Here is a 25,589-nt window from a genome sequence, read left to right as displayed (position 1 = left end):
TGGTGGCTGTGGGCTTTTTCATTCCTTTATTTTACCAGATGCCGCCACTTAAGTTTTTTTGACCTGAATCCTTACGAATGATTTTGTTGATAAGTTAAATGAATTCATCCGCAGTCATTACAAAACAGTCAGGAAAATTGAGGATAAACAGATTGGTTACTTCTTTATTAATGAAGAAATTATAACGGAAGAACACATCAAAAATAAATTGATGTTCTTTATCTGGGATAGTGTTTTTAGTAACAATCGTAAGCCTTTGACTAAACTTTTGGGAATGACTGAAAGAGAAAGAGATTTAGTTACATTTGGACAGTTTACCCAAAAAGATGTTGTTCAAAAATTTGTTAAAAAAGTAATTGATTTTGTAAATGTTTGACCTCAGTAAAATAGATATCATTAAAACCGATCAAGAACGTGGCAACAGTAGCTATTCGTTCGTCGGTCTTCAGAGAAATAAGGAAACTGATCGCTTAGAGTTTTGGCTTCCGTTAGGATTTGATGATTTTGATCATACAGATTTTAACCTAGTCAAAGGTTTCTTCTTCAAGATGTACCGAACGTTCAAAACGTATCTGCAAAGAAAACAGAATGATATGCAGAGCAAAGACATAACTATTGATAGAGACGGAATTATTGAAAATGAAAACGGATTTAGTTTTATTAATGAAAATAATGAACAGGTAGTTTTTTATGGCAAACTAAATTCGTTAGATAAAATAATTGAGGGGTATGATGAATTGCGAATTTCGTCTTTAGAAAAAAAACAAATGAGAAGCCCCGAAATTGACTACTCAAAGATTCATCGGTATATGCACCAAGCTATCTATCTTGATAAGGATGTGATTTATATTGACGAAATGAATATTGCTAAAAATATTTTAATCAAAGAAAGTCCGCCAATTTTACAACTTTTTTGTTTTATTTACACCGAAATCAAAAGAGAGTTGGAAGAATTAGAAAATATTTCCGATAGGGCTGCCGAGCTTGCCGAGGAGTTTAAAGAAAACTATTTGCAACCTAACAGTAGTTTATTTGGCGAAGATACATTTGCCGAAACCGTAGATATTTTGAGGGAAACACTAGAAGATATTGACACTAAAACAGCCTATAAAGATGATGATTATTGGCATTTTTTTGAAGCAGTAGAGGCATTTTTATACGGAGAGCGACAAGAAGATAATAAAGGTATTTACTGGGGTTTTAGCAGTTTCTATGATATATGGGAGGATATGTGCCAAACTTATGTGCTCAATACACCTGAATATAAAAAAAGAGCAATGTTTGCAGATATTGGAGGATATCTTGAACAATTCCCAAATGAATACCCCATTAATCCATTTGAATTGAAATTAAATAAGTTTACAAGAGTACGTTACTTGCGTCCTGATTTAGTATTGAAAGAGAAAGAAAACCAAATAGAGAAGTTTTATGAAGCCACTTCAATAGGTTTGCAAGAAGGCAAGCCAGCCTTTCGAGTAAGACTGGTAAAGCTTTCCCTAAAAATAAGTTATCCAGAAATCTTCGATAAATATATGAAACTTTCTCGGAGTGAACCAAATAAACCAAGTACGGTAAATATTCGACCTAGATATATGTTTAATGAAGATTTAGAATTTTTTAAAGAATTTTTAAAGCAAACTGTTGGCTCCTCTATTAAAATTATCGACTACAAGTATATGCGTATTTGGGATTATGAAAGGTACTCACAAAACTATATTGATAATAATGGTGAGAACAAAGTAAAAGATGATATACAGAAACAGTTAGTCTATGAATGGTCGGTACAGCAGAATTGGGAGGTAAAAACTGAAAGTGAGTTTTGGATACCTTATTTCTCTAATGATCCGTTAGAGTTTGAAAAGAGACATCCAGTAGATAATACTTACTTTAACAAAAGCCAGATTAAACTGGTGAAAATTAATTTCAAAACACTTCAAGATTTTTATATTAAGCAAGGATTGGTATGATTAAACATAATTCTGCGAGTAGTGTTATCAGTATTTTTAATCCAGTTGTTTCACTAAATCCGCAAGTTCGGCAAATAGTGAATGAAGAGTTTATTTATCCAATTTTAGATAATTTTTTTAAAGATAAAGGAGGAATTAATTCTTATGAAGAGTTAGATCCTGATAAGATTCAAACTGAAATTGAGTTTAAAAAAAAGGATACCATAGAAAGCTATGTAAAATCCTATGTTTACAAAGAAGTGATGAATACAATAAGTAAAAATGATGATGGTACGATAAATTTCAAGCCCAGATATGTTGTTTCTTTTGACCAAGACTTAACAAACTTTCAAGAAAAAAGGGGTATCAAATACGGAGAATTGAGACTAGGAAACGCGGCTATTTTATATTTTATTTATATTGATTTACAGGAACTCATACGATTTATCAAGAATATTCCAATTGATGTAAGATAATGTGACATAAACCCAGGAAAATATAGCGAGTGAAATAGTATCAATAGAGAGCTTAGAACTAGGAATTACAGACTTTAGGCAGAAAGGAGTTGACACAAGTAATGCTGATATCCAATGTCGAGTAATTTGTGACTAAAATTGCCGATAGCAAAAAGATTGAGGTTCAAGTTTTGGTCAATGAATGGCTGAGGAATAACATTAAACTAATTCAAAGTATTGACTAAGTGAGAAACCCGGTTCTTTTTCTCAAGTGACTTGGCTCATAATGTGCGATAATTCACCAAAATTTTAAATAACCAAAAATGGTGAATAACGGGACTAACCAAACCCCTGAGCAAAATTCGGCTAATTGTGGCAGTATTGATGAATCAGAAAGAGCTTTTGCTGCAACCGAAAGAGCCATCGCGGAATTTCTGGAAAAAGAGGGAAAAAATGTTAAAGCCTTGGTAGAAAAAACCGATGGAGGTAGAAATCCCGATGCTGAGGTAGATGGAAAATTCACTGAATTCAAAAGTCTAGATGCCGGTGCTACAAGCGCGACAGTAAAAAATCAGATCAACAACTCGATTAGACGAGGCGGACAGGCTAGGGATATAATTATAGATGCTAGGGTGTCTGGGTTGATAGAGGCTGAGGCTGAACGAGGTTTGCAGAGGGCGAAAAATATTACACGCGGAAAAATTGATAGCGTCCGAATTATTGGCGATATCTATGACATCACTTTTACTGAGTTTCAATAAAGGAGGTTTTTATGTCTCGCACACTAGATATTTTTGTAGACTTTCCACAGGACATCGAACATTTAATCAAAGAATTAGAGTTTATATTGGCTCTAAAATTAGAGCTGGTTTCTGATGGCATTGACCACTGGTATGAGTTTCGTAACTCAACAATCACTCTTACAGTAGGAAAGCATGATTTTGAAAATGATAAAGAGATCAACTTTGAAGAATACCCTTACAACCTATCAATCAGAGCGCTGAACATCTCGAATGAACTTGATAGAAAAAAGTGGCGATATGAGTTTGCTAGTTATGTTCTCCACAAGTTGAAAACTACCGAAAGGTATCGTTTAATGCTGGTGGATGACTTACAAGTGAAGTTAGAGGAGTTTGCGCCATTGGTGAAGGTTTGATCGAACATCATACAGGCAAGTTCTGAAACCGATTTGTAAAAACGAGGGAATAACTATGGTCACTGCTACCATAATATCAGACAATTTAGCTCTAGAAGAGTTCACGGTCGCTCCGCCCGATAACATGGAATTGGTAGACGGCCAACTTGTGGAGAAAAATGGCATGACACTAAAGACGGGTAAAATTCAGTTAAGCCTGGGGGAAGCTTGGAAAATTTACAAAGATTCTAGCGGACAAGGGGGAGAAGCTTATGTCGAAGTTCCTTGCCGCACTAACCGACAAATTCGCCGCCCCGATGTCGCTTATCTCACACCCGAATTAGTTGCACAATTTGGCAACCTTGCCACTTTACCCCAAAGTTTCCCTTTAGTTGCCGAAATAGTTTCACCCACCGATATCGCTGAAGATGTATTTCTCAAAGCACAGGAATATTTAGAATCTAGCTGTCAGGAAGTCTGGTTAGTTTTTCCCGAAAGTCGTTTAATATTCGTGATGACTCAAAATCAAATATTGACATTTAGATCCGGCGATACCGCCCGCACCCAACAAATCCTGATCGGTTTTAGCATTGAGGTCGATGGATTGCTAGGTTAAACTAAATTATGAAATCCGAAACTCAGTAGGTTGGGTTGAGTTTACGAAACCCAACAATTTCTGGGATTTGTTGGGCGGAGCATTTAGCGGAGGGTTCGCTGTCGCGGTTCCTGAACCCTTCGACTACGCTCAGGATAAACTCCGTCGAAGGGCTACGCAACTACTACAATATTCTTAGGTTGATGACCAAGAAATGGAGTCAAACAAAATGACAACTATCCAATCAATAACAACTGCAATAACATCTCTTTATGAACGGGATTTTTATCTTTGGTTACAGACAACAATCAACTTATTAAAAGAGGGAAAGTTTTCTGAAATAGATTTAGAGAACTTACTAGAGGAACTGGAAAGTATGGGGAAAAGCGATAAGAATGCTTTAAAAAGTAATTTAAGGGTACTTTTAATGCACTTACTTAAGTATAAATATCAGCCAGAAAAACGAACAAATAGTTGGGTGTACACCATTCGTGAACATCGTCAACGCATCCGAGATACCTTCAAAACAAGTCCGAGTTTATATCGTTTTTTTGAAGAGATTTTTAATGAATCTTATCAAGATGCTAGGGAATTAGCCGCAGATGAAACAGGTTTATCTATTCAGATATTTCCCCCAGAGTCTCCATTTACTGAAGAAGAAGTTCTTAATCCTGATTTTTTACCGCCTGACAGCGAGCAGCCTGAAAATCCTGAAAATATTGAATAATTAAATCAGATATCCTTTCCAGTGCTTCTGAAATCAAATTGCTACAATATATTTAATAAGCTGTTACGCATTTAAACGACTAACGAACCGGGTAAGGTGCGTCAGCTAGAACACTTACGCTTACAAGGGAAACGCTTATGTACGCTCCGCACCCTACAATCGTCCTTTAAATGTCGAACAGCTTACTCCCCTGTCCCCCTCGGCTCGGACTTGGTTTATAGAGCCTCCGAATTCTATTCGGTGGTATTTAATCCAGATTCGATATCCCACCCTTATCGGAGCCAACCGCCATGTCAGACGACTTTTCCTTAGACGAGCTTTTAAATAGAAGTTACTACGCCTTCAAAGACGCAGAAAACCAAGTGGGACAGTGCAATGTTTTAGTTATCGGCAAAACCGGTGTCGGCAAAAGTACCCTGATAAATTCCGTTTTTCGCCAACGCTTAGCAGAAACCGGAGTCGGCCGCCCCATAACTCAAGGCATTCGCCAATATACAAAACCGAATTGCCCAATTACAGTCTACGATACTCCCGGACTCGAACTCAACGCCGAACAAATTAAAGTTATTCAATTAAACGTTGCTAAACTGATTGAAGACCAAAGACTCCTGCACCCAAAAGAACACATTCACGTTATCTGGTACTGCATCAATCACAACGCCAATAGAATAGAATCTGTCGAGGAAAGCTGGCTAAAAGAAATGGAAGTCAAAGATGTACCAGTGATTTTAGTTTTGACTCAAACTACATCTAAAAAGCCCAGCGAGTTTTTCAATCAACTGGAACACATGAATTTGCCCGTCAGTCAAATTATCCCCGTCATGGCTGAACCGGAAGAAATTGATGAGGATTATACAGTAAAGTCTCACGGTTTAGACAAGTTGGTAGATGCAACTGTTCAACTGCTGCCGGAAGTAGCTAAAAAAGCTTTTGTTAAAGAACAAATTGCTAATATTGCCCTCAAATCCGATATGGCATTTAAGTATCTAAGTGCTTATGTTGCAGGTTCTGCAATTGTCGGCGCGACTCCTGTACCGTTTGCTGACGCGCCGATTTTGATGACGATGCAAACGGCAATGATTGCTAATATTACTGTGATTTTTGGAATGCCCTTTGATAAGGGGTTTATTTCGGCGATGCTGTCTGCTATTAGCGGCGCTGGCGGGGTTACTGCTATCGGCAGAAGTATTGTTACTAATTTGATTAAAATGATTCCTGGTGCGGGTACTGTTGTCGGCGGTGCTATCTCCGGTGCAACGGCAGCAACTCTCACCCTTGCCCTCGGTTTGGCTTACATTGAAGTGCTTAAAGCTTACATGAAAGCTCAAGTTAATGGCGAACAACTTTCTTTGCAACAGTTAACCAAGATGTTTGTGGAAATGTACAAGGAGTATGCTAGTTCTGGGCGTAAAACTTTGAAGGATGAGCAACCGAATCAACCTAAACCTCCCAATCAAATTAATATTGAGTAAATTGGGCATGGGGCATGGGGCATAGGGCTGGGGCATAGGGCATAGGTTATTTTTTTACTCCAACTGAGATATTTCACCATTCTCAATAAGCCTTTTATGAACAGGCAAGATGCCTGTTCTTCCACAAAGATATTGATTTTCTTGTGGAACAGGCATCTTGCCTGTTGCTGAAAATGGTGCAATATCTCAGTTCCAATTCCCAATTCCCAATTACCAATTACCAATTACCAATTCCCAATTACCAATTGATTGCTACAATATGAGTGAATTCTGCAAAAGAGAGTAAATGGCTATGGCAATGGCTGCCGTTTTATCAGAAAATATTTCTCTAGAAGACTTTATGGCTAATCCCCCCGACGATATGGAATGGGTGGACGGGCAAATCGCGGAGAAAAATGGCATGACAGTAAAACACAGTCTCATCCAATCTAGACTAGATCGTTATTGGGGAAATTACAAAGATTCTAGCGGACAAGGAGGCGAAGTTTATGTCGAAGTTCCTTGTCGTACTGACAGGCGAGTGCGCCGTCCTGATGTAGCTTATCTGACTCCTGAACTTGTTGCTCAATTTGGCGATGTTCCTACTTTGCCTCAAAGTCCGCCGTTAATTGCTGAAATAGTTTCTCCTACTGATAGTGCGGAAGAGATTTTTCTTAAAGCACAAGAGTATTTAGATTCGGGTTGTCTGGAAGTTTGGATAGTTTTTCCAGAAAGTCGCTGGATATTGATCGTGACTAAAACTCAAAAGTTAACCTTTAACCAGGGTTCTACCGTCAGCACTCAGTTAGTGCTGGCGGGTTTTAGTGTTGCTGTTGACGAGTTGTTGGCTTGAAGGCAAAAATTAGTTAGGTATAAGTGCTTTCTGGCAGAGTTCGCCCGTGACGATCGTTATAATTTGTGAAAAAGTCATTGACAAAATGCCACTCGCTCGCCCAGCCATTTAATAAAAAAAATTATCAATAAAAAATGCAGTTGTAAAATTGCACAAAAGCACAAACAGCGGTAAAATACTGATTGCTTTGTTTCCAAATCTAGCGTAAATTCCAATTGGGGAATTAAAACCAATAATTGAAATATGTCTAAGACTTACACTGTTGAATTGATCCACCAAGGCTCTACCTATACCGTAGAAGTACCCGAAGATAAACAAATTCTCCGCGCCGCCAACGCCGCCGGCATTGAGTTGCCGAGTTCTTGCAATGCGGGGGTTTGTACTACTTGCGCTGCTAAAATTATTGAGGGTCAAGTCGATCAAGTTGATGGCATGGGCGTTAGTCCCGAACTTCAAGCAGAAGGTTATGTGTTGCTGTGTGTTGCTTATCCCCGATCGAACTTGAAGATAGAAACCGAAAAAGAAGACATTGTGTACGATCGCCAATTCGGTAAATCCTAGGGCTAAGCTAAAATTGAGCTAAGTACCGATCACAGTAAAATCACTATGGATCGCCCGATGACTACCCATTTCATTTCCGCAGAAGTTGACCTCCACGATACCGCCGAAGAATTGCACTCGGCGATTGAAATTGAACTGCAAAAGCACGGCGAACCCCTGCGGTGGGCAGTCACAGACGTGGATGTCGATCGGCAAAAGGCTGTGGTAGAAGGCTACGTGCTCGTGGAAGCATCCCCCGCAACACCGTGAACCCCCGCCCTTTAACAGTGGTTTTGATAGTCCCCACAGGCGTTGGAGCCTCGATTGGTGGGTTTGCAGGAGATGCGCTCCCCGTGGCTAGGGCGATCGCCCAAATTTCAGACACCTTGATCACTCACCCCAACGTCCTCAACGGCGCTCAACTTTATTGGCCGATACCTAACGCTCTCTACGTTGAAGGTTACGCCCTTGACAAATTTGCTGCCGGATGCTGGGGTCTGCAACCGGTACATCAAAATCGCATCGGCTTAATCCTCGATGCCGGCATTGAACCAGACTTGCAGTTGCGGCACTTGCAAGCGGCTGATGCAGCGAGAGCTACATTGGGTTTGAATATAACTGATTGTGTTTTAACCGATCGCCCTCTGCAAGTAGAATTGCGTATTTCTGAATCAGGGGCATCCTGGGGGACGATCGGCAATCCCGACAGTTTATTGCGCGCTGCAGAAAAATTAATCACACAAGCAAGAGTAGAGGCGATCGCAGTTGTGGCCAGATTTCCCGACGATGAAGGCAGCCTCGCCCTCGAAAACTACCGCCGCGGCAAAGGAGTTGACCCCCTCGCCGGCGCGGAAGCTGTGATCAGCCACCTCGTCGTCAAAACGTTTAAAATCCCTTGCGCCCACGCCCCGGCGCTGTCTGCGCTTCCCCTCGATCCGCACCTGTCCCCGCGATCGGCTGCTGAGGAAATCGGCTATACTTTCCTACCTTGCGTGCTTGCCGGCCTGGGCAAAGCTCCCCAATTTGTCACTCCTACTGTGGGACAGGCATCTTGCCTGTCACAATTTGTCACTCCTACTGTGGGACAGGCCTCTGACCTGTCACAATTTGTCACTCCTACTGTGGGACAGGCATCTTGCCTGTCACAGGTATTGGGCGGGCAAGATGCCCAACCCCTACTCCCCACAAGAGAGAAATTCTATGCAAACAGGCGAGATTTCGAGTCTCAGGGTTTGTGGGCCGATCGAGTCGATGCAGTGGTGATACCCGCCACAGCCTGCGGCGGCAGTGCTATTCTGAGTTTGAGTGCGCGATCGTCCGTACAAATCATCGCTGTCGGCGACAACAAAACCCAGATGCAGGCGACTCCAGAAAAACTCGGAATCAAAGCTTTGCAGGTAAACTCATATTTAGAGGCGATCGGAGTTTTGGTCGCTTTGCGAGCCGGCATCAGTCCAGCTTCCTTGGGTGCAGACATCTCCTCCCTGCGTTGTTTATCTGACTAATACCAATTTAATGTGAAGTTGCACATATCTCGATCCCCCTAAATCCCCCTGATTGTTGGGGAGTAGGGGTTGACTTTGATCCGGCTCTTGTCCCCCCCTTAGTAGGGGCGGTGCGACCCCTACTCCCCGTGCCCGCCCTTGGCTAGGGGGGATCGGATTCTACGGGGCCTCATAAAAAATTGGTATAAACCCAACAAATCTCAAATCTCAAACCTCAAATCTAAAAGTGATTAAGTGGCAGAAAAACTTCCCGGAAATCCTGAAATTGAACCCTTGACGCGCACCCAAGTTTTAGTAGCAATGGGCGTGACAGCAATTATGTTGCTGGCGGTAGCTAAATTGTGGTTGCTATTTGCATCGGTATCGCTTTTGCCAGTCAAATTGATAGGAATCGATTTGCTCCAAGGATGTGCGCTCGGACTGGCAATTACAGGCGGTAGTGCGATCGTTTATCACCTCTGGCCGGGTTATCGCCGGAGTGCTGATGTTTACTTGGAAGTAGTGCTCAAACCTTTGTTTTGGCCGGATTTGATTTGGCTGGGACTGCTGCCGGGACTTAGCGAAGAATTGCTATTTCGAGGCGTGATGCTGTCTGCTTTGGGATTGAATGTTACCAGTTTAGTTTTATCGAGTTTTTGTTTCGGCATTCTGCACTTGGGAGCCCTGGATCAGTGGCCTTATGCTGTTTGGGCAACGGCTGTCGGATTGCTGTTGGGTTACAGCGTTTTAGCGACTGGGAATTTGTTAGTGCCAATTACGGCTCATATCTGCACGAATTTGATTTCTAGCTGTGTTTGGAAGTGGGAACACGATCTGGTGAAGCGTTAGCTCGATCGCACGCTCAATATCGAGACCGGGGCGGGTTTAATGAATCTCTCGCCGGATTGGAGACATGGGTGAACCCGCCCCTACGGTAATTATGTTTATTTAACGTGATACCGAGTCAATAAACGTAAATTTTGTAGGGGCGGGTTCACCCGTATCTCTGCTTAATAACCAAGGTATTTTTAAACCCGCCCCCACCCAGCGACAGGATTTTATTAGGGTCACACTTAACGGACACGAGACTTGAAAACTTTGTTAAGGTAGTTGATAACTGCTCGATCGCACAATCAATTGACCTTGACTGGGGTTACGACTGAAAATAAAAGCTCCTTCTTGAGTTTCGCCGGTTGACAAAAAATCTATTTGTTGATCGCCGGATTCTACAACTTCGCCATTTACGCGCAATTCGGCAATAATTTGCACTGATTCGGCTGTTTCACCGCCCGTGTTTGTCACTGTAAAAGGTACGTAAAATTGCCCTTGATTTTCGCGAATTGGTGTGTTCCGAGTGACCGAAATAATCGGAGGTTCCTGCTTTTTAGTCACCCAGTTGTAGATTACGAGTCCGGTGAGGGTAAAAAGGATCAAGCAGGCGATCGCAAATGTCGCCCATTCAGCAAAAGTTCTTTTTTGCGGCTGTTCTTTGTTATTACTTTCACTCATACCGCCAACCTCCCCGCCGCGCCGCCAACAGCCGCCGGCAATCCTAATACTAACGTATAGTTCAACCAAATCGACCACGGGTCGTCAAAACTGAGTTTGTGGAAGAAAAACATCATAAATGCAGAAGCCGCCAGCGACACTAAATAGGCCATGACAGTTTCGCTGAGGGGACGCTGAAAAATCCCTTGCTGCTGCTGCCGTTTTGCTTGATAAGTAAAGCCTGCTACAAATACAATACCGTAGGAAATTAGCAGGGAAGCGGCGATAATTGCTAATTGCCAAGGCGGCGAAATACCTGCCGCTAGCATGGGAATTTCGTCAGTTGGGGCGATGTTGAAAGCAATGATCATCGCGCCGATTAAAGTAGCGCCGATATCTGCTACAGTTGGATTGATGCTAGGTTCCTTTTCGCTGTCTGAGCTTTGATAGCGATCGCCGCTCAAGAAACCGCTTGCCAGGGCAACTCCCAAGGCAAAGGGCAGGCCTTCAAAGATGATTTTCCCCAAAGTTTCTTGCAGCGGAGTTTCCGGCGTAATTTCCCTGAGCAAAAATAGGACAAAAGCCGCGCAGACAATGCCAATGGCGATCGCTTCTACGGTATCGATTGCAGCATCTAGCCAGCGGATGTCTTGAGTTTTGCGAAAACCTTCAGTGCGAGTCAGCAAGAAAACGATGACAAAAGTAGTTGCGATCGCGATCGACATTTCCGCTGGTGTAGTATGCGAACCGATCCACCAAACCTCCATCGTATAAAGCAGCGGAATTCCGAATAAAAAGCCACCCGATGCACCTCGAATGATGTCGTTTAGCTCATTTGACCACTGATTTTTACGCTGTTTTTTTCTCTGGTTCATTTTTCAGTTAAAAGGTCCATTAAAAATTATACAAAATTTCCCGTGCTTATAAATCCCGTTGCCAAATCTTGATAGTTTTGTTATCACTTCCACTAACCAGAGTCTGCCCATCCGGGCTAAAAGCCACAGAGTAAACTCCCCATGAATGCCCCAAGAGACTGCAAATTTTATCTCTGGTATCGAGATTCCAAAGTTCGATAATACCAGGTTCCGTACTATCCTCTTCGCTGCCAGAATCCCACCCGCCACTTGCTAAAATTTTCCCATCAGGGCTAAAAGCTAAGCAGAAGTCCCCCATTGAATTTTCCGCAAGAGTATAGATTTCTATTCCCGTGTAGAGATTCCACAGCTTAATAGTTCCCACACAGTGCAAAGTCGCAAAAGTTTCTCCATCGGGGCTAACAGCGATCGCATAAACAGAGTCCATACCCTCCTGCCAATTCTTTGTCCAGATTTCATCTCCAGTGGTTAAATTAAAAGCTACTGCACTTAGAGAAACATAATCATCTGCACTGCTACTAAGTAGAATCTTTCCGTCAGGGCTGAATAAAATAGCCAAACTATAAAATACTTCTACTGGCCACTTTAAAGTCCGAATTTCTTCTCCATTTCTAAGGTTCCAAAGTTTGATAGTTGTGTCTTCACTGGCACTTGCCAGAGTCTTCCCGTCGGGGCTGATAACTACAGAAGTAATTATGTCTGAATGTCCGGTGATGGTGTAAATTTCCTCTTTAGTGCTGAGATTCCAAAGCTTGATAGTTTTGTCCTTACTGCCACTAGCAAGAGTTTGTCCATCAGGGGCGAGGGCAATGGATCTAACCCCTTGTGAATGTCCTGATAAAGTGTGAAGTTCTTGCCCTGTGTTGAGGTTCCACAGCTTAATTGTGCTATCAGAACTTCCGCTAACTATAGTCTGTCCGTCTGGGGTGATGACAACAGAACTTACCGCGCTTGAATGCCCGTGAAGGGTGTGTACGCATTGCCAGTTCGGAGTTGGAAACATTTGATATTACTCCTCGTACTCATCCATTAGCAACATTTTTACTTATTGTTTTCAAGACCATTAAAGTGCAAGCTGAATTTCGGAAGATTCTCCCAAAGCTTCGTTGACAACAATCAGTTTTCCTTGACTATCTGCCCCTAATTGTTGATTGGCATTGAGTAATTCAATTCCATAAATAGTACCGTCGGGGGCAATATCCACATTCATTTGATCGCTAACTTGGATAGTTTTTACCTGTGTGGTTTTTTCTTTCAGGTATATATAAGCTACGTTGTATCTTGGATCGTAAGTCAGTTTCACGGGAACCTCCTGCTCAAAAGAATTTGACAATTACAGTGATAATTATCCAGTCTTCGCCTTCTGGGGCTGCGATCGCCTCCACTTTCTTCATAGCATAAATTTTTCCCTGCCACTCAGCATTGAAGGAAAAGTTGCGCCTAAATCCGGTTCTGCCAAATTGAGCCGGAAAAGTTGTGCCACTTTCAACAGTAGCAATTACTTCTGCCTCAGTTGCACCTCGCTCAATCAATCGTGCTTGAGCATGGGGATGTAATCTAACGCTCACGTTGCTATTACCTCCTTTTTGCCTCTTTATTTTTGCACTAACTTAATTCACCACAGCCGCGCATAAGCATCAAAATAAAGGCATGAGTGTCCAACAACAACCTCATTCCATATACTCCTTAAACTCTTCTAGCGGTTCGTCAAAATCATCGGACATCCAAACCATTCCTTTAGCACTTCCTGCTTGCCGATTGGGTTTAGCTTGTTTGGGAATTCCTACCAATTTTACAACAGGCTGGTTATCTTGAGTAATCGCAATTTCTTCCCCTCTCATCGCCGCTTCGATTAATTCCAAAAGCTTTTCTTTTGCCTCAAGAATGTCTACTTGATACATAATTCGGGCCTCCGCATACAGTTGGAAATTTGAGATTTGAGATTTGCCGTGACTAATGAAGCTTGCGATCCTGTATTTTCATCCAATGAAAGACCAGATTTGTTTGACTCTATCTCGCACTTGCACCAAATCATCAGGGGTTAATATTCCCAGTCTCCTTTCCACTAAACTTTTTTGTAATGTGTTTAGTTTATGTAAGCGAACCGCTGAAGGTCGCTTTAATCCTGCTTGCTGCCATTCCTGAATTTCGACATCAAAGGTTGTACGAGGGATTTGACTGGTTATCTTGGCAACAATCATATCTTCATCTCCTGTGTCCAACAGTACCAAACCAGGACGGTGTTTAGTTTCGGCTGTACCCGCAAACAAGAATGCGACTATAACTAATTCTCCAAACTGATAATTAGTCATTGCTCAATCCTCAGCGTAAATTGCATCTTCTTCGCTGCAATCAGCAAAGAATTGTTCGGCGGCAAGACGCTGCCAATCTGTTTTTTCCTCTACTTCATCTGCTTCTGAGTTTGTTTGTTCATTCACCAGAATTATCACTCTTACATCTTGGTTGACTGCCAAGTATTTTAAAATGTCATCGGTCAAGTTAATTTTTCCTTCCGATGTAACTTTTGCGGGAAATTCGTAGGCTTTCATCATGTTAATTTTAGATTTGTGTTTACCCAGTTATTGCTACTTTAACATAATCTCAATTAGACAAATCTTCCTCCAAATCAACAGACTGTAATTCCATATCACCAGACTGCAACTGAGCGGGAGTAGCCGGAATCGCCGCAATAATTGCATCGATTACTTTCGCCACGGGAATAATCTCCATTCCCAAATCTGGCACGGGTTGATTCTTAGGAATAATGGCCCTTTTGAAACCCAATTTCGCCGCCTCCCTCAGCCGCAACTCTAATTGGGAAACCGGCCGCACCTGTCCCCCTAAACCAACTTCCCCAAGCAAAACAGTGCGCGCATCAACCACCCGATCGCGAAAACTGGCCACAACGGCGATCGCAACTGCCAAATCCGCGGCCGGTTCGTCCACCTTCAACCCGCCCACCGTCGCCAAAATCACATCTAATTTAGATAAAGGAATCCCCACCCTTTTCTCCAAAACAGCTAAAATTTGCTGCAATCTAGCATTGTCCACACCAGTAGTAGTGCGGCGCGGCGAACCGAAACTTGCAGGGCTAACTAACGCCTGAATTTCCACTAAAATCGGTCGAGTTCCTTCGCAAGTAACCGTCGTCGAAGTACCGGGAGAAAATTCATCTCTATTCCCTAAAAACAACTCCGACGGGTTATCTACTTCTCGCAAACCGTTGGCTACCATTTCAAAAACACCGATTTCGTGAGTCGCGCCAAAACGGTTTTTCATCGATCGCAAAAGTCGATGAGAAGCAAAGCGATCGCCCTCAAAATACAGTACAGTATCTACCAAATGTTCCAAAACCCTCGGCCCCGCCAAAGCTCCATCTTTCGTAACGTGACCGACAATAAATAAAGTAATATTTTCTCTTTTCGCAACCTGCATCAAAGCAGATGTACATTCCCGCACCTGAGCCACCGAACCCGGAGCCGATGTTAAACTAGCAAAATAAATAGTTTGGATGCTGTCAATCACCGCCACATTCGGTTTCAGCGCTTCCAACTCCCGCAAAACAACTTCTAAATCCGTCTCTGGAAGCAAGTAGAAATTCTCCGCTGAATTGTCCTCGGAATCCCTTTTAGCTTCCCCGTTACTGCCAGATTTATGCCCGCCGTTGCTTGACAAATCAACCGGATTAGCCACGCCCAAACGCTGCGATCGCAACTTCACCTGCTGGCCGGACTCCTCCGCACTGACATACAGTATCCGATCCTTGCGGGCCAACATATTCGCCACCTGCAACAGCAGCGTCGATTTCCCGATTCCCGGTTCCCCCCCAATCAACACCAGCGATCCCGGAACAATCCCGCCTCCCAAAACTCGATCGAGCTCCCCGTAACCAGAAGGCCAGCGAGACTGAGTTTGGTCGGAAATCTGCGATAATCTGAAAGATACCCTGGGTTGACCCTTCGACTTATCAGGGGGCGAACCGCCCACTGTCTTAGTTGTCACCCCAGTTAAACCCACTCGCGACACAGCAGCAGTAGGTTGTTCTAACTGCTCGTCAAAAGAATCCCACTTCTGACAGCTAGGACATCTGCCAAAATATTGTGGTGAATCATAGCCGCATTCCCGACAAATATATTGTATTCGAGGCTTAGGCATTGTTTTATGATAAATAGTCACCCTAACATTTAGAAAAGTCTGAGTTAAAGCAATTATCAAGCTTTCAGACCGATCGCCGCCCATGATTCAATTTGTGTCTTCTATGATAGGGTACAAAAAATTAACATTATCTGAAATGTAACTTAAGGAGTGCTCGGTAACTTGGAAAACCATAAAGAAAAAATTCTGGTAGTCGATGACGAAGCCAGTATCCGTCGCATTCTGGAGACTCGCCTTTCCATGATTGGCTACGATGTCGTCACCGCTGCTGACGGCGAAGAAGCTCTCGAAACATTTCGCAACACCGAACCCGACTTAGTGGTTTTGGACGTGATGATGCCGAAGCTAGACGGTTACGGCGTCTGTCAGGAGTTGCGTAAAGAGTCAGACGTGCCTATCATCATGCTAACTGCTTTGGGAGACGTAGCCGATCGCATCACCGGTTTAGAATTGGGCGCCGACGATTACGTCGTCAAACCTTTCTCTCCCAAAGAACTCGAAGCCCGCATCCGTTCGGTACTGCGGAGGGTTGACAAAAACGGCGCATCGGGCATTCCCAGCTCTGGAGTCATCCACGTCACCAATATCAGGATTGACACCAACAAGCGCCAAGTTTACAAAGGCGACGAACGAATTCGCCTCACGGGCATGGAATTCAGCCTGTTAGAACTGCTTGTCAGCCGTTCTGGAGAGCCTTTTTCGCGATCGGAAATTTTGCAGGAAGTCTGGGGATACACGCCAGAACGCCACGTAGACACCCGCGTAGTGGACGTTCACATCTCGCGGCTGAGGGCAAAGTTGGAAGACGACCCCAGCAATCCCGAATTAATTCTCACCGCCCGCGGCACCGGCTATCTCTTCCAGCGAATTGTCGAAATAGGAGAAGTAGGATAAAGTCAGTTGGCAGTTGGCAGTTGGCAGTTGGCAGTTGGCATTAGTTAAATTACCAACTACCAATTACCAATGACTAATGACTAATGACTAATGACTAATGACTAATGACTAATGACTAAATCTGATCCCAATAAAGTTTTGCGCCAATTGCCCTTAGTTGCAGGAGGGTTAGCAGGTACGCTGCTAATGGTAAACCGGTTGCTGACAGAGCAAATTACAGATTCTCAAGCTCGATCGGACGCTTTGGGAGTAATTATCAGCGCTTTGCTGATTTTAACAGGTTTGCTGTGGCAGCAGGTGCAAGCGCGATCGCCCGATTCCGTAAAACTTATCGGCGAAGAAGGTTTTGAATTTGCGCCGGATTTGCCGGAGGCTGTGAAAATAGAATTAGCTTGGGCGTCGCGTTTGCTGTTGACAAATACCGCCACAAGGTCGATCGTAATTGTGTATCAGGGAAAAGTTCTATTGCGGCGCGGTATTTTAGGCATCAATCCCGAAGTCAAACCAGGGCCGATATTGCAGCGAGTGCTCGACAAAAATAAACCAGTTTATTTAGTAAATCTTAATATTTACCCCGGCAAAATTGAATTTGACTATTTGCCAGAAAATACTCAAGGAGTCATCTGTCAGCCGATCGGCATCCAAGGCGTTTTAATCTTAGGTGCTAACGCGCCCCGCAGCTACACAAAACAAGATGAAAACTGGGTTGAAGGCATTGCCGACAAACTAGAAAATACCATCAATCGATTTTAGATTTTAGATTTTAGATTTTAGATTGTGGATTGTGGATTGTGGATTGTGGATTTTAAATTGTGGATTTTAAATTGTGGATTTTAGATTAGGGATTGTGGATTAGGGATTGTGGATTAGGGATTGTGGATTGCACAATGCCAGCCCGCGTCTTGGTGCGATCGTCTTCGAGGGCTGCGCTAACGACGGATTTGCCTCATTCTCGGTGTTGGCTATCGGCAATAAACAAGATTTATTACCGATATCTTTTGAAAAGAAGAAGATCCAGCGCTGCCCCCAACGAAATTTCCAGGGTTTGAGGGTCTTCTTAACCACCAAGACGCGGGCTGCGTGTACAGGGCGCATCTTAGTCCTCAACAAGACTCTCCGGGTGCGCTAGGCGCACCTTAGTAGCTCAAAACTCGCAACTCAAAACTCAAAACTACTAGCGAGCCCAGTCAGTACCGCGCCACAGCGTAAAAAACAAAACACTAGAAATCAGCGCGCCCAGCAGCCACTTAACAGCATTTTTAAATAACCCCAAGCGCTGACTTTGCTGAACCGCAGCACTTTGCGTCTGTAACCGTTCCTTAGCCGGAGTAATTCTCGAAAGAATTTGCTCTTTCAATTGCTGTGGGTTTTGCGTATCCGCTTGTACCCCCAAACGAGTAAGTTCCCCCGCCAAATTCCTTAAATCTTCAGGACTACCCTTATTCAGCCGTTCTTCCACCTGCTGCAACTGAGCTAATTGTTGATTTGCTTGAGTAGTAATTTGCTGGTTGTTTTGGTTGTTGACGTAGATAGTGCCAAAAATTCCCAAAGGTAGCATCAACAGAAAAACCAGGGCTAGCAGCAGACAAACCCAAGACAAAACCTTCAAAAAAAGGTCTTCCAAACCTCGGCGATCGTACCCTTCGCCAAAAAATATCAGCGCCATTGCCAGTAAAGGAACTGGCACCCGTTCCACTACAGCCCCAATGGTTTGCAATTCCCAGAGGCGATTGCCAAAATTGGCTGGTATAAGAGTTGCGATCGTATCTAATACAGACAAAATTAATAGACCGTAGCCAATCCAACGCAGTCTGTAGATAGAAAAACCTTGTTCGCCTTGTAAGTCATTCATAAAATAATCAGAGTTGTTGTTAAGAAAAATCTCTCTTGACCCCGCTCAAGAACGGATACAATCCCCCGACAACAGTCGTGGAGAGTCTAAAATTTTAGACTCTTGTTCAAGCTTCCAGATTCACCTGTGCAGTAAATCTAAAAGCTAAAAGCTAAAAGCTAAAATCGACTGAATCGAGTCAAGGTTCGGGGAATCGCGGCTGCCACCACTCATACCAAGAAACCCAAGCATTCTCTAGAATTTTTTGGGCATCTTCTGGAGTTGTTTTATCCAAAGGCACAGACATCTGAGTCCACAAACAGCGCCGGTCTTGAATATTTCCCCTACCCAACAACCAAAACAGAATACGGTTTGGCTGCCAATCGCGAGTATTTCGATTATATCTAAACTGTTGGGAAGTTACTGTAGCACTGCCACGAGGATTGATACACGAACTCAAATACAGTCGATTTTGCTGTTGCAAAATTGCGTGAAACCCCGCGCCTTGAGTGTTTACTAATGCTAGTTTACCAGGAGACGACTTGAGAATAGTATGTCCCTTCATCATACCTTCCACATCTCCAATGGTGTTTACCGCATACCGCATCTCTATTTCTAGATACCTGCTATTTTTTTGATATTCATATTTCCTGGCAGCTTTGAATCCTGAATTGTCCCTAATTTCCAGAGGCACGCTCTTGTTTAGTTTCCAATCGGCTAAAGGCACCGACTCGGGAAACTCAAACGGGGTTGCCACATTCTTGCCGTCCGATGGATAGAAAACCAATTTTCCGGCAACCAACAAAACGCCTCCCAAAGTAACAGCCAACAGGGAAAGCCTAAGTGGTTTCCAAGAGGTAATAGCCATTAGCAATTCTGTCCTTCCTTATTTGGGGGTTGGTCTTTCAAAATTGCAAACCAGCAGAATAACCCGAAAATAAATACAGCAATCATCGAAAATATTACCGAACCATTTCCTTCGTGCCAGTATTTAAATGCTGCGGGTTGAGATAGCGATACCAGCACTGCCAGGAGACCAACGCGGGCGGCATTCACTACAAATGCAGTAATTATTGCCACGAATGGCAATACCATTTTCTGACCCGTAGTGGTAGGAAACATCAGTAAGAAAACCAGAGCTAGTCCTAACAATTGTAGCATCCCATTCACCCCGGAACAGCCGTGATTCACTTCCACGCTTCCCTTTTCCAGGATTAGAAAAACCCCTTTTTGCACCACTTCAAATCCTACATAGTGCAGGAGGAAAGCTGAAAATTTAGCGGTTAATAGGGGGACATCAACGAATACTCCGATCAATCCGGGAGGAATAGCTGTATAGCCAAGAATTAGAAGTTCCTGCCAATATTGTTTCAGTCCTTTTGTGCCGGAAGCCAGCAATGCGAGACTAATTGCAGACAAAAAAGGCGTTGCTCTGATAAAAAAGTCGTATCCAGATATCGACGAACTTTTGAGCAATATTAAAGCAATTAACGATGTCCCAAATAAGGTGGCGAAAATGCCACTTTCAAAAGTTAAGGATTCGTGCCTTTCCCAAATGAGAAATGCTACGACTCCCCAAAACAGTAACATTGTACCGAACAGGTCAGTGTCGTTTGTTCTGGAAGTCAGAGTTAGGTGTATGGCAATCAAACCGGAGGCGATGCCTAACAGCCAGTATTTAGGTTCTTGGATGTGCTTGAGCGAGTTTATTTCGGTCATTGCTGCTTTTTGTTTTGACTAAAAGCTTCTAAAATGCTTAATCCTGTAACTCTATTAAAATTATCAGCTACAAACACTTAAATTTATGCGTTTGGGATGATTTTTCACTAAATCTTCACAAAGATTGACAAGAGTAAATATGTGTGATAAGTACCTTCACCCAATTAATTCTGAAGTTAGGAGCAAAGACCAAAGAAAACAGGTTTTTTAACTCTGATCGATCGCACTTAACGAAAGATTTTCCTTTCTCTAACCCGGTTTCTGCGCCGGGAGTTTAAATGTAAAGCTTGAAGGCAAGACAGAAACCTTTCTGGACGCACTCTTGAGCGGGAAAACCAGTTTTTTACGGGTTCTGGTTTGTGGTAGCCCGTGCGTCCAGGAGTAGATTAGTTAGAATAGACTTTCCGGTAGTAAGTTTGATATTCCTCCGAAAGCAGGGGTTCCCACCACTCCCGATGGGCTAAGTACCATTCTACAGTCTGTCGCAAACCTTCTTCAACTGTTACTGAGGGAGTCCAACCTAACTCTGTTTGAATTTTGGTGGCATCAATAGCATAACGCCGATCGTGCCCGGCTCTGTCTTTGACAAATGCGATCAATTGTTCGCAAGGACGGGCGGGTAAATCAGAAGCTAATTCGTCCATTAGCTGACACAGCATTTTTACTAAATCGAGATTTTTTACCTCGTTGTTGCCGCCAACATTGTAGGTTTCCCCAGGCTGACCACGGTGAATAACGGCATCTAAAGCGCGGCAGTGGTCGAGAACGTAGAGCCAATCTCGCACGTTTTGACCGTCGCCGTATACTGGCAGCGGTTTGCCCAATAACATATTGATGCACATTAATGGAATGAGCTTTTCTGGGAAGTGATAGGGGCCGTAATTGTTGGAACAGTTGGTGATAATTGTCGGGACGCCGTAGGTGTGGAAATAGGCGCGGGCGAGGTGGTCGCTGCCAGCTTTGGAGGCTGAGTAGGGACTGTTGGGCGAGTAGGCCGTTGTTTCTGTGAAGGCTGGGTCATCGGGGCCGAGACTGCCGTAAACTTCGTCGGTAGAAACGTGGAGGAAGCGCATTTGTGCTTTGAGAGATGCCTCATCAATTGCTTCAAAATGCTTGCGGAAGGCTTCTAACAGTGTGAAGGTTCCGACAACGTTTGTTTGAACAAAGGCTGCGGGCCCGATAATTGACCTGTCAACGTGGGATTCTGCGGCAAAGTGCGCGACTGTGGTGATGTTTTCTTCTTTGAGCAAGGTATCGACTAAGGTACGATCGCAAATATCCCCCTGTACAAACCGAAAATTTTCGCCTCCTTCCAAAGTTGCCAGGGTTTGTCGGTTTCCGGCGTAGGTTAAAGCATCGAGTACGACTACTCGATCGCCCGGATAGCTGCTGCACCAGTGATGCACAAAATTCGAGCCGATAAATCCAGCCCCGCCCGTCACCAACAATCGGCGCGCGGAGCGCTCAATGCCTTGATTCGCGTTGTCTGTCATAAAAATAAGAGTTATTCCAATAACTAAGCCTTTACAAAAGTAGCCTTAAAAGTAGTTTGTCACCAAGTGTTTGCCGCTCTGTAATTAAAATTTCTACTGTCTCACCTCAGATTTTCTAATGTGGGCGCGATCGAACTCTTGGATCACCTGACTGGAAACTCTACCCCTATCTTAGTCCAAACGCTTACATATTAAGCATTGCAGATTTTTAAGCGGGCAATTTTAAATTTGAATTGCGTGAGGCTATAGCTGACTTTTGCGATCGATCCGCGATATGGGCGGCGCGCAGAGTTGATAGATTTGTAAAGAGCTGTTACCATTAATTTTTTAATTATCCTTTACAATCTCCCAAGCATCATGAAGAAGTTTCAAGTGTTAGCTGGCATTGCTTCCGTCGTCGCGATCGCAAGCAGCATCGCCATAGGTGACGCCGCATCTGCTTTCCCCTGTTCCTACAGCAAATCTGGCGCGTCTAAATCTGGTTCTGCGACAACCCTCCTAGGTTCCGGCGGCTCGGAGCGCATTAATCCGTGGAAATCCTACAAAACAGCAGCTCTCGGTTTCCTAGGTTTGGCTGGAGTTTTGGGTGGCGGTGCGGCCTACATGAGCTACCGTGCCGGCAAGCGCGCTTCTGCTGCTTGCGCTGCGATGACCGATAATTTTGAAGTTTTTGAAGAGCCGATCGCTCCGATCGCAGATGCAGGTGTTTCTGGACACATGGAAGTTCCTGCCTTGCTCGATTTGGCGGCGGCGGGTGCTGTAGCTGAGTCAGCAAATGCGGTTGCAGTCGTTCGCGAACACCCAGAAGCTCCAGGCGGCGAGCTGGATTTGCCGGTTTCGCCAGTTGCTGAGTTGAGTTCTGAAATTGCGATCGAACAAGTCCAAAGCGCGAGCCTCAAATAGTTATCTCAAACCAAAGTATTCGCTTAGCGCACCTCCAATCTTGCAAGATTGGAGGTTTTTTGATTTGAAATTATCTACCATACAATTTCTGGTCATTGCGATCGCGAAGCACTGCAAACAATAGACAGATGAATCGAGCGCACACAATATCATATTCCGGCTAAGCAAACGAGCGCTGAATTAATATCAATTAAAAAAACTCTTGCTACCATCATCAATCTCATACCAATTATTAAAAGTCGCCGCTCTCCGTCAGGACAAGGCTGTGCGGTTTTCCTACTGTATTTGAACTGTATTTGATCCGATTGAAAACTGCTATAAAATTAGATGAGTCAAAGCGAGACAGTAGGCGGCCGAGGCGATCGCTAAAAATACTCTTCAGATCAATCTGAGGGTAGACGGCAAGAGTTCAAATCCCCTGCTATGGTTGGAAATATAGCCCTACAGATTACAACTCTAGGTTATTATGAATGCTTGGCGCGATCGATTCAATCAATTTACAGGTCAAACTAGATTGGCAGTTTGCCGCGTGTTCGTTCACCTAACAGGCGAAGATGTTGCACCGCTGTTAGGAGTTCTCAACCGCACCGCCAGACAAGCAATTGATGCCGATGGCGACATAGCAGTTTTAGGAGAAGGTATGGTAGAAATTTGCAATCACCTGTTGCAGTACGACAACTACTGGCAATCAGCCGCCAATGAAGGCGATGTTTTTTGGAATGAAGGCGAAGCGGGCGATTATGTGGATGAACTTTTCATTGATTCAGCCGATCGCTATCTCAGCGAGCCTCAATACAGTACATCTGTTTACGATAAAAATTCCCCCTTGTCTTTGCCCGTAACTAGAAATGTGGTGGTGATGCTCACAGTTGCTTATGAAGGCGAAGTTCCTGCCCTAGAAACTGACCTTGCTGACATCAGCGCGCTGAAAGTCGGTTTAAAAGCACTGATTAATTTACATTACCAAGAAAGGCTCCGAGCTGTGCAAGTTCACTTTTCTCCCGCACAGTTGGGAGACGAACTTACCAACGACCAAGTGTTGGTCAATTTCCCAGAACTTATTCCCCTTTAAGGAAGGAGTAATTAGTTATTAGTTATTAGTTATTAGTTATTTGCGGTGCCCAGAGCGGAGTCGAAGGGTTATTTGCTACCAATGCGCGATGCCCGATGCCCGATGCCCAATTCCCAATTCCCAATTCCCAATTACTATTTATGATGCTGCGAAAACTGACAATTTATTTAATGGCTTTAACTTTTTTATGGACCGCAACAGGCTGCGGTTCACCTCGCACACAAACTTCTACAAATCCTGCGGGAAATCCGAATATTAACACAGTGCGTCCTGCACCAAATAATAACTTGAGTCAAGGTCAATATCCTGTACAGCAAGCTACTTACGACGATGCTGATGGCGAATACAGTTTGATGTTGCTGAATACTCCCCCCGGCAGTCCCCCAGTTTACCGCACTAGGGATTTGCAAATGGCTCGCTTAACAAATGAAGAAATATCGGCAGGCAAGAAAAGTTATCTAAATGTGGATAACAATCAAGCGGTTTTGCATTTGACAGAAGATTTTAAAATTGAGTACGTTCACAACGTTACCGAAACAGTTCCTAATCCTCAAACAGGTCAGCCACAAACCGTAGTAGTGCGGCAGCAATCTGGCTTCTGGGCACCGTTTGCTGGGGCTATAGCCGGTCAGGCGATCGGCAGTTTGTTATTTAGACCGCAATATTATATGCCGCCAGTCTATCAGCCGGGAATTATGACAGGATATGGCGGGTATGGAAATACTTACAACCAAGCTGTTCAGCAGTATCAAACTCGGTATCGAACTCCGCCTCCGGTTGTGAGAAACCGTCAAGTTTTAAGGACGACAGGCCGCTTGCGATCGCCCACATACAACCAGCCAGTAAGACCCTCAGTACGTCCAAATGGCAATCGATCGACCGGTTCGGGTTACGGTGGCAGCACTTTGAGGCGATCGCGGCAGCCGCGTCAAAATCAAAACAAGCGGCAGCCAAGTTTTGGTAGTGGGAGGAATTCTCGTCAACCGAGTCGGAGTCGCTCTTTTGGCGGCAGAAGGCGTTAAGAATATCATGTTTCAAACTCAGGCAAAATGTATCCTGGCCTTAAATCATTGCGAATTCGAGAATTCCACTCTGGATTTATCGTCAGCAATTTAGGCCAAGGCTGTAAATCATTTGCCCTCAATTCCTGATGATAAAATCGGACGATCTATTTGAAGAATTTCAACCGCAAAGGATGCAAAGTAAGAGATATCGCTATTATTTATGAGATGTGCCTGTACGTTTCAACTGCCACTCATGCGCCCTTCTTCTTGCAGCCTCTATACCACTTTTAGATAGAAGTTCACCACGCCAGGGTTTCAGTGCTTCTGGATTTACCACAACCCACCTTTCATCAGCCCCATACCCCTCTTTTTTTATAGCTTTCTTCGCATTGAGCGATCCAATATGACCATTTACGGACGGTTCACCGCGCTTTTGCAGCGCTAACCCTCGCTTAATTTGATCGGGTTTAATTTTTGGCCAAATCTCTAAACATCGCTTAAGCATCAAATCCGTAGTGTAGTGCAGCCAAGGAGATTTACCAGAAGCCAAACCACAATCAAATTCATAATAATATTGAATACCCAGTTCAAACTTCTTGACAGAGCTTCCAAAACGAGCAAAACAAGACTCTATCAACTTATCTAAGATAGAAAATTCATACCGATCGATAGTTTGGTCAAATCTCTGCCATTCATTATTTTTAATGTAAAGGCAGCGAAAAATATATAGTGTCTCAATAATTTTTGCAGTAGGTTGTTCCTCCCTTAAACGTTCTGAAATTTCTAATTGAGACCTATATATATTAGGCATCTTGTCAGAGGTTTCCTTGTTTAGATTATCGTACCAATAACCTTCACGGAATCTATAGTAAATCCATTCGAGTTTAATCTTGGCGTTGCTGAATCAAGGTATGAATACCCCAGGAATGGGAATATCGTCAAACTTCAAGTAATGTATTAATAACTTAA

General features: G+C 43.7%; 31 protein-coding genes. 17 read left to right on the top strand and 14 right to left on the bottom strand.

From position 1 onward, the window contains the following. Positions 1-368: 368 nt before the first annotated feature. From QT990_RS30995 to QT990_RS30940, 12 genes are all read left to right on the top strand, one after another. Positions 369-1,967: a hypothetical protein gene (locus QT990_RS30995; protein WP_333283882.1), complete on the top strand. Its 1,599-nt coding sequence runs from the start codon at positions 369-371 to the stop codon at positions 1,965-1,967. Beyond that, positions 1,964-2,422, top strand: a complete 459-nt coding sequence (locus tag QT990_RS30990; protein ID WP_333283884.1) for a hypothetical protein — start codon at positions 1,964-1,966, stop codon at positions 2,420-2,422. The genes QT990_RS30995 and QT990_RS30990 overlap by 4 nt, the downstream gene beginning before the upstream one ends. Positions 2,423-2,724: 302 nt before the next feature. After that, positions 2,725-3,162 carry a CdiA C-terminal domain-containing protein gene (locus QT990_RS30985; RefSeq protein WP_333283885.1) on the top strand — a complete coding sequence of 146 codons (438 nt, stop codon included), beginning with the start codon at positions 2,725-2,727 and terminating at the stop codon, positions 3,160-3,162. An 11-nt stretch (positions 3,163-3,173) separates the two neighbouring features. Next, positions 3,174-3,557 (top strand): hypothetical protein, encoded by a 384-nt coding sequence (locus QT990_RS30980; protein WP_333283887.1) that lies wholly within the window; start codon positions 3,174-3,176, stop codon positions 3,555-3,557. A gap of 55 nt (positions 3,558-3,612) precedes the next feature. Next, the gene (locus tag QT990_RS30975) at positions 3,613-4,152 is read left to right on the top strand and encodes a Uma2 family endonuclease (RefSeq protein WP_333283890.1); all 540 of its coding nucleotides are present in this window, start codon (positions 3,613-3,615) and stop codon (positions 4,150-4,152) included. Positions 4,153-4,360: 208 nt separating this feature from the next. Continuing rightward, complete coding sequence (locus tag QT990_RS30970; RefSeq protein ID WP_333054540.1) at positions 4,361-4,858, top strand: DUF29 domain-containing protein; 498 nt, start codon at positions 4,361-4,363, stop codon at positions 4,856-4,858. A 290-nt stretch (positions 4,859-5,148) separates the two neighbouring features. Further along, positions 5,149-6,330, top strand: a complete 1,182-nt coding sequence (locus QT990_RS30965; protein ID WP_333466178.1) for a GTPase — start codon at positions 5,149-5,151, stop codon at positions 6,328-6,330. A gap of 286 nt (positions 6,331-6,616) precedes the next feature. Further along, positions 6,617-7,162, top strand: a complete 546-nt coding sequence (locus QT990_RS30960; protein WP_333145038.1) for a Uma2 family endonuclease — start codon at positions 6,617-6,619, stop codon at positions 7,160-7,162. A 243-nt stretch (positions 7,163-7,405) separates the two neighbouring features. Then, a complete protein-coding gene (locus QT990_RS30955) occupies positions 7,406-7,723 on the top strand; it encodes a 2Fe-2S iron-sulfur cluster-binding protein (RefSeq protein WP_333054544.1) in 318 nt (105 codons plus the stop codon). A gap of 57 nt (positions 7,724-7,780) precedes the next feature. Further along, a complete protein-coding gene (locus tag QT990_RS30950; protein WP_333102814.1) occupies positions 7,781-7,972 on the top strand; it encodes a hypothetical protein in 192 nt (63 codons plus the stop codon). Beyond that, a complete protein-coding gene (locus QT990_RS30945) occupies positions 7,969-9,207 on the top strand; it encodes a DUF3326 domain-containing protein (protein ID WP_333283894.1) in 1,239 nt (412 codons plus the stop codon). Before QT990_RS30950 ends, QT990_RS30945 begins: the two co-directional genes overlap by 4 nt. A gap of 234 nt (positions 9,208-9,441) precedes the next feature. After that, positions 9,442-10,035: a CPBP family intramembrane glutamic endopeptidase gene (locus QT990_RS30940; protein WP_333145034.1), complete on the top strand. Its 594-nt coding sequence runs from the start codon at positions 9,442-9,444 to the stop codon at positions 10,033-10,035. Positions 10,036-10,287: 252 nt separating this feature from the next. Here the strand turns inward: QT990_RS30940 and QT990_RS30935 are convergent, their stop codons facing one another. The 9 genes from QT990_RS30935 to radA all read right to left on the bottom strand — a co-directional run bounded on the left by QT990_RS30935 (position 10,288) and on the right by radA (position 15,704). Then, entirely contained in the window at positions 10,288-10,695 is a 408-nt protein-coding gene (locus QT990_RS30935; RefSeq protein ID WP_333411039.1) for a TIGR02588 family protein, read from the bottom strand. Continuing rightward, on the bottom strand, positions 10,692-11,549 hold the full coding sequence (locus QT990_RS30930) for a TIGR02587 family membrane protein (RefSeq protein WP_333466177.1): 858 nt from the start codon (positions 11,547-11,549) through the stop codon (positions 10,692-10,694). The genes QT990_RS30935 and QT990_RS30930 overlap by 4 nt, the downstream gene beginning before the upstream one ends. A gap of 46 nt (positions 11,550-11,595) precedes the next feature. Then, positions 11,596-12,552, bottom strand: coding sequence for a WD40 repeat domain-containing protein (locus tag QT990_RS30925; RefSeq protein WP_333466176.1), 957 nt, complete (start codon positions 12,550-12,552; stop codon positions 11,596-11,598). Between the two features lie 60 nt (positions 12,553-12,612). Further along, complete coding sequence (locus QT990_RS30920) at positions 12,613-12,852, bottom strand: DUF2283 domain-containing protein (RefSeq protein ID WP_333314618.1); 240 nt, start codon at positions 12,850-12,852, stop codon at positions 12,613-12,615. A gap of 13 nt (positions 12,853-12,865) precedes the next feature. After that, positions 12,866-13,117, bottom strand: coding sequence for a DUF4258 domain-containing protein (locus QT990_RS30915; protein WP_333466175.1), 252 nt, complete (start codon positions 13,115-13,117; stop codon positions 12,866-12,868). Between the two features lie 102 nt (positions 13,118-13,219). Continuing rightward, a complete protein-coding gene (locus QT990_RS30910) occupies positions 13,220-13,450 on the bottom strand; it encodes a type II toxin-antitoxin system prevent-host-death family antitoxin (RefSeq protein WP_333466174.1) in 231 nt (76 codons plus the stop codon). Positions 13,451-13,528: 78 nt separating this feature from the next. Then, positions 13,529-13,861 carry a type II toxin-antitoxin system PemK/MazF family toxin gene (locus QT990_RS30905; protein ID WP_333283908.1) on the bottom strand — a complete coding sequence of 111 codons (333 nt, stop codon included), beginning with the start codon at positions 13,859-13,861 and terminating at the stop codon, positions 13,529-13,531. A gap of 3 nt (positions 13,862-13,864) precedes the next feature. Beyond that, entirely contained in the window at positions 13,865-14,101 is a 237-nt protein-coding gene (locus QT990_RS30900) for a hypothetical protein (RefSeq protein WP_333145024.1), read from the bottom strand. A 49-nt stretch (positions 14,102-14,150) separates the two neighbouring features. Next, positions 14,151-15,704, bottom strand: coding sequence for a DNA repair protein RadA (gene radA / locus QT990_RS30895; RefSeq protein WP_333466173.1), 1,554 nt, complete (start codon positions 15,702-15,704; stop codon positions 14,151-14,153). A 162-nt stretch (positions 15,705-15,866) separates the two neighbouring features. Here radA and rpaB point away from each other — a divergent pair, with 162 nt between their 5' ends. Together rpaB and QT990_RS30885 are read left to right on the top strand one after the other, a co-directional pair. Beyond that, the gene (gene rpaB / locus QT990_RS30890; protein WP_071587789.1) at positions 15,867-16,598 is read left to right on the top strand and encodes a response regulator transcription factor RpaB; all 732 of its coding nucleotides are present in this window, start codon (positions 15,867-15,869) and stop codon (positions 16,596-16,598) included. A gap of 111 nt (positions 16,599-16,709) precedes the next feature. After that, a complete protein-coding gene (locus tag QT990_RS30885; protein ID WP_333145021.1) occupies positions 16,710-17,351 on the top strand; it encodes a cofactor assembly of complex C subunit B in 642 nt (213 codons plus the stop codon). Positions 17,352-17,772: 421 nt separating this feature from the next. On the opposite strand, the gene hpsJ-A is transcribed toward QT990_RS30885, so the two are convergent. From hpsJ-A to rfbB, 4 genes are all read right to left on the bottom strand, one after another. Then, a complete protein-coding gene (gene hpsJ-A / locus QT990_RS30880; protein WP_333145020.1) occupies positions 17,773-18,450 on the bottom strand; it encodes an HpsJ-like protein, cyanoexosortase A-associated in 678 nt (225 codons plus the stop codon). 178 nt (positions 18,451-18,628) lie between these two features. Further along, positions 18,629-19,297: a cyanoexosortase A system-associated protein gene (locus QT990_RS30875; protein ID WP_333145019.1), complete on the bottom strand. Its 669-nt coding sequence runs from the start codon at positions 19,295-19,297 to the stop codon at positions 18,629-18,631. Beyond that, positions 19,297-20,148: a cyanoexosortase A gene (gene crtA / locus QT990_RS30870; protein WP_333145017.1), complete on the bottom strand. Its 852-nt coding sequence runs from the start codon at positions 20,146-20,148 to the stop codon at positions 19,297-19,299. Before crtA ends, QT990_RS30875 begins: the two co-directional genes overlap by 1 nt. A 386-nt stretch (positions 20,149-20,534) precedes the next feature. Then, a complete protein-coding gene (gene rfbB / locus QT990_RS30865; RefSeq protein ID WP_333145016.1) occupies positions 20,535-21,641 on the bottom strand; it encodes a dTDP-glucose 4,6-dehydratase in 1,107 nt (368 codons plus the stop codon). A 357-nt stretch (positions 21,642-21,998) separates the two neighbouring features. Here rfbB and QT990_RS30860 point away from each other — a divergent pair, with 357 nt between their 5' ends. The 3 genes from QT990_RS30860 to QT990_RS30850 all read left to right on the top strand — a co-directional run bounded on the left by QT990_RS30860 (position 21,999) and on the right by QT990_RS30850 (position 24,638). Next, positions 21,999-22,544, top strand: a complete 546-nt coding sequence (locus QT990_RS30860; protein ID WP_333145014.1) for a hypothetical protein — start codon at positions 21,999-22,001, stop codon at positions 22,542-22,544. A 466-nt stretch (positions 22,545-23,010) separates the two neighbouring features. Continuing rightward, positions 23,011-23,616, top strand: coding sequence for a DUF1517 domain-containing protein (locus QT990_RS30855; protein ID WP_333308418.1), 606 nt, complete (start codon positions 23,011-23,013; stop codon positions 23,614-23,616). 140 nt (positions 23,617-23,756) lie between these two features. Then, positions 23,757-24,638 carry a hypothetical protein gene (locus tag QT990_RS30850; protein ID WP_333308420.1) on the top strand — a complete coding sequence of 294 codons (882 nt, stop codon included), beginning with the start codon at positions 23,757-23,759 and terminating at the stop codon, positions 24,636-24,638. A 196-nt stretch (positions 24,639-24,834) separates the two neighbouring features. On the opposite strand, the gene QT990_RS30845 is transcribed toward QT990_RS30850, so the two are convergent. Further along, positions 24,835-25,431, bottom strand: coding sequence for a hypothetical protein (locus QT990_RS30845; RefSeq protein WP_333145011.1), 597 nt, complete (start codon positions 25,429-25,431; stop codon positions 24,835-24,837). Between the last annotated feature and the right edge of the window lie 158 nt (positions 25,432-25,589).

The sequence above is a fragment of the Microcoleus sp. T3_B1 genome, assembly GCF_036700445.1.
Lineage (GTDB): Bacteria > Cyanobacteriota > Cyanobacteriia > Cyanobacteriales > Microcoleaceae > Microcoleus.
This window is presented reverse-complemented; position numbering and strand designations above follow the sequence as displayed.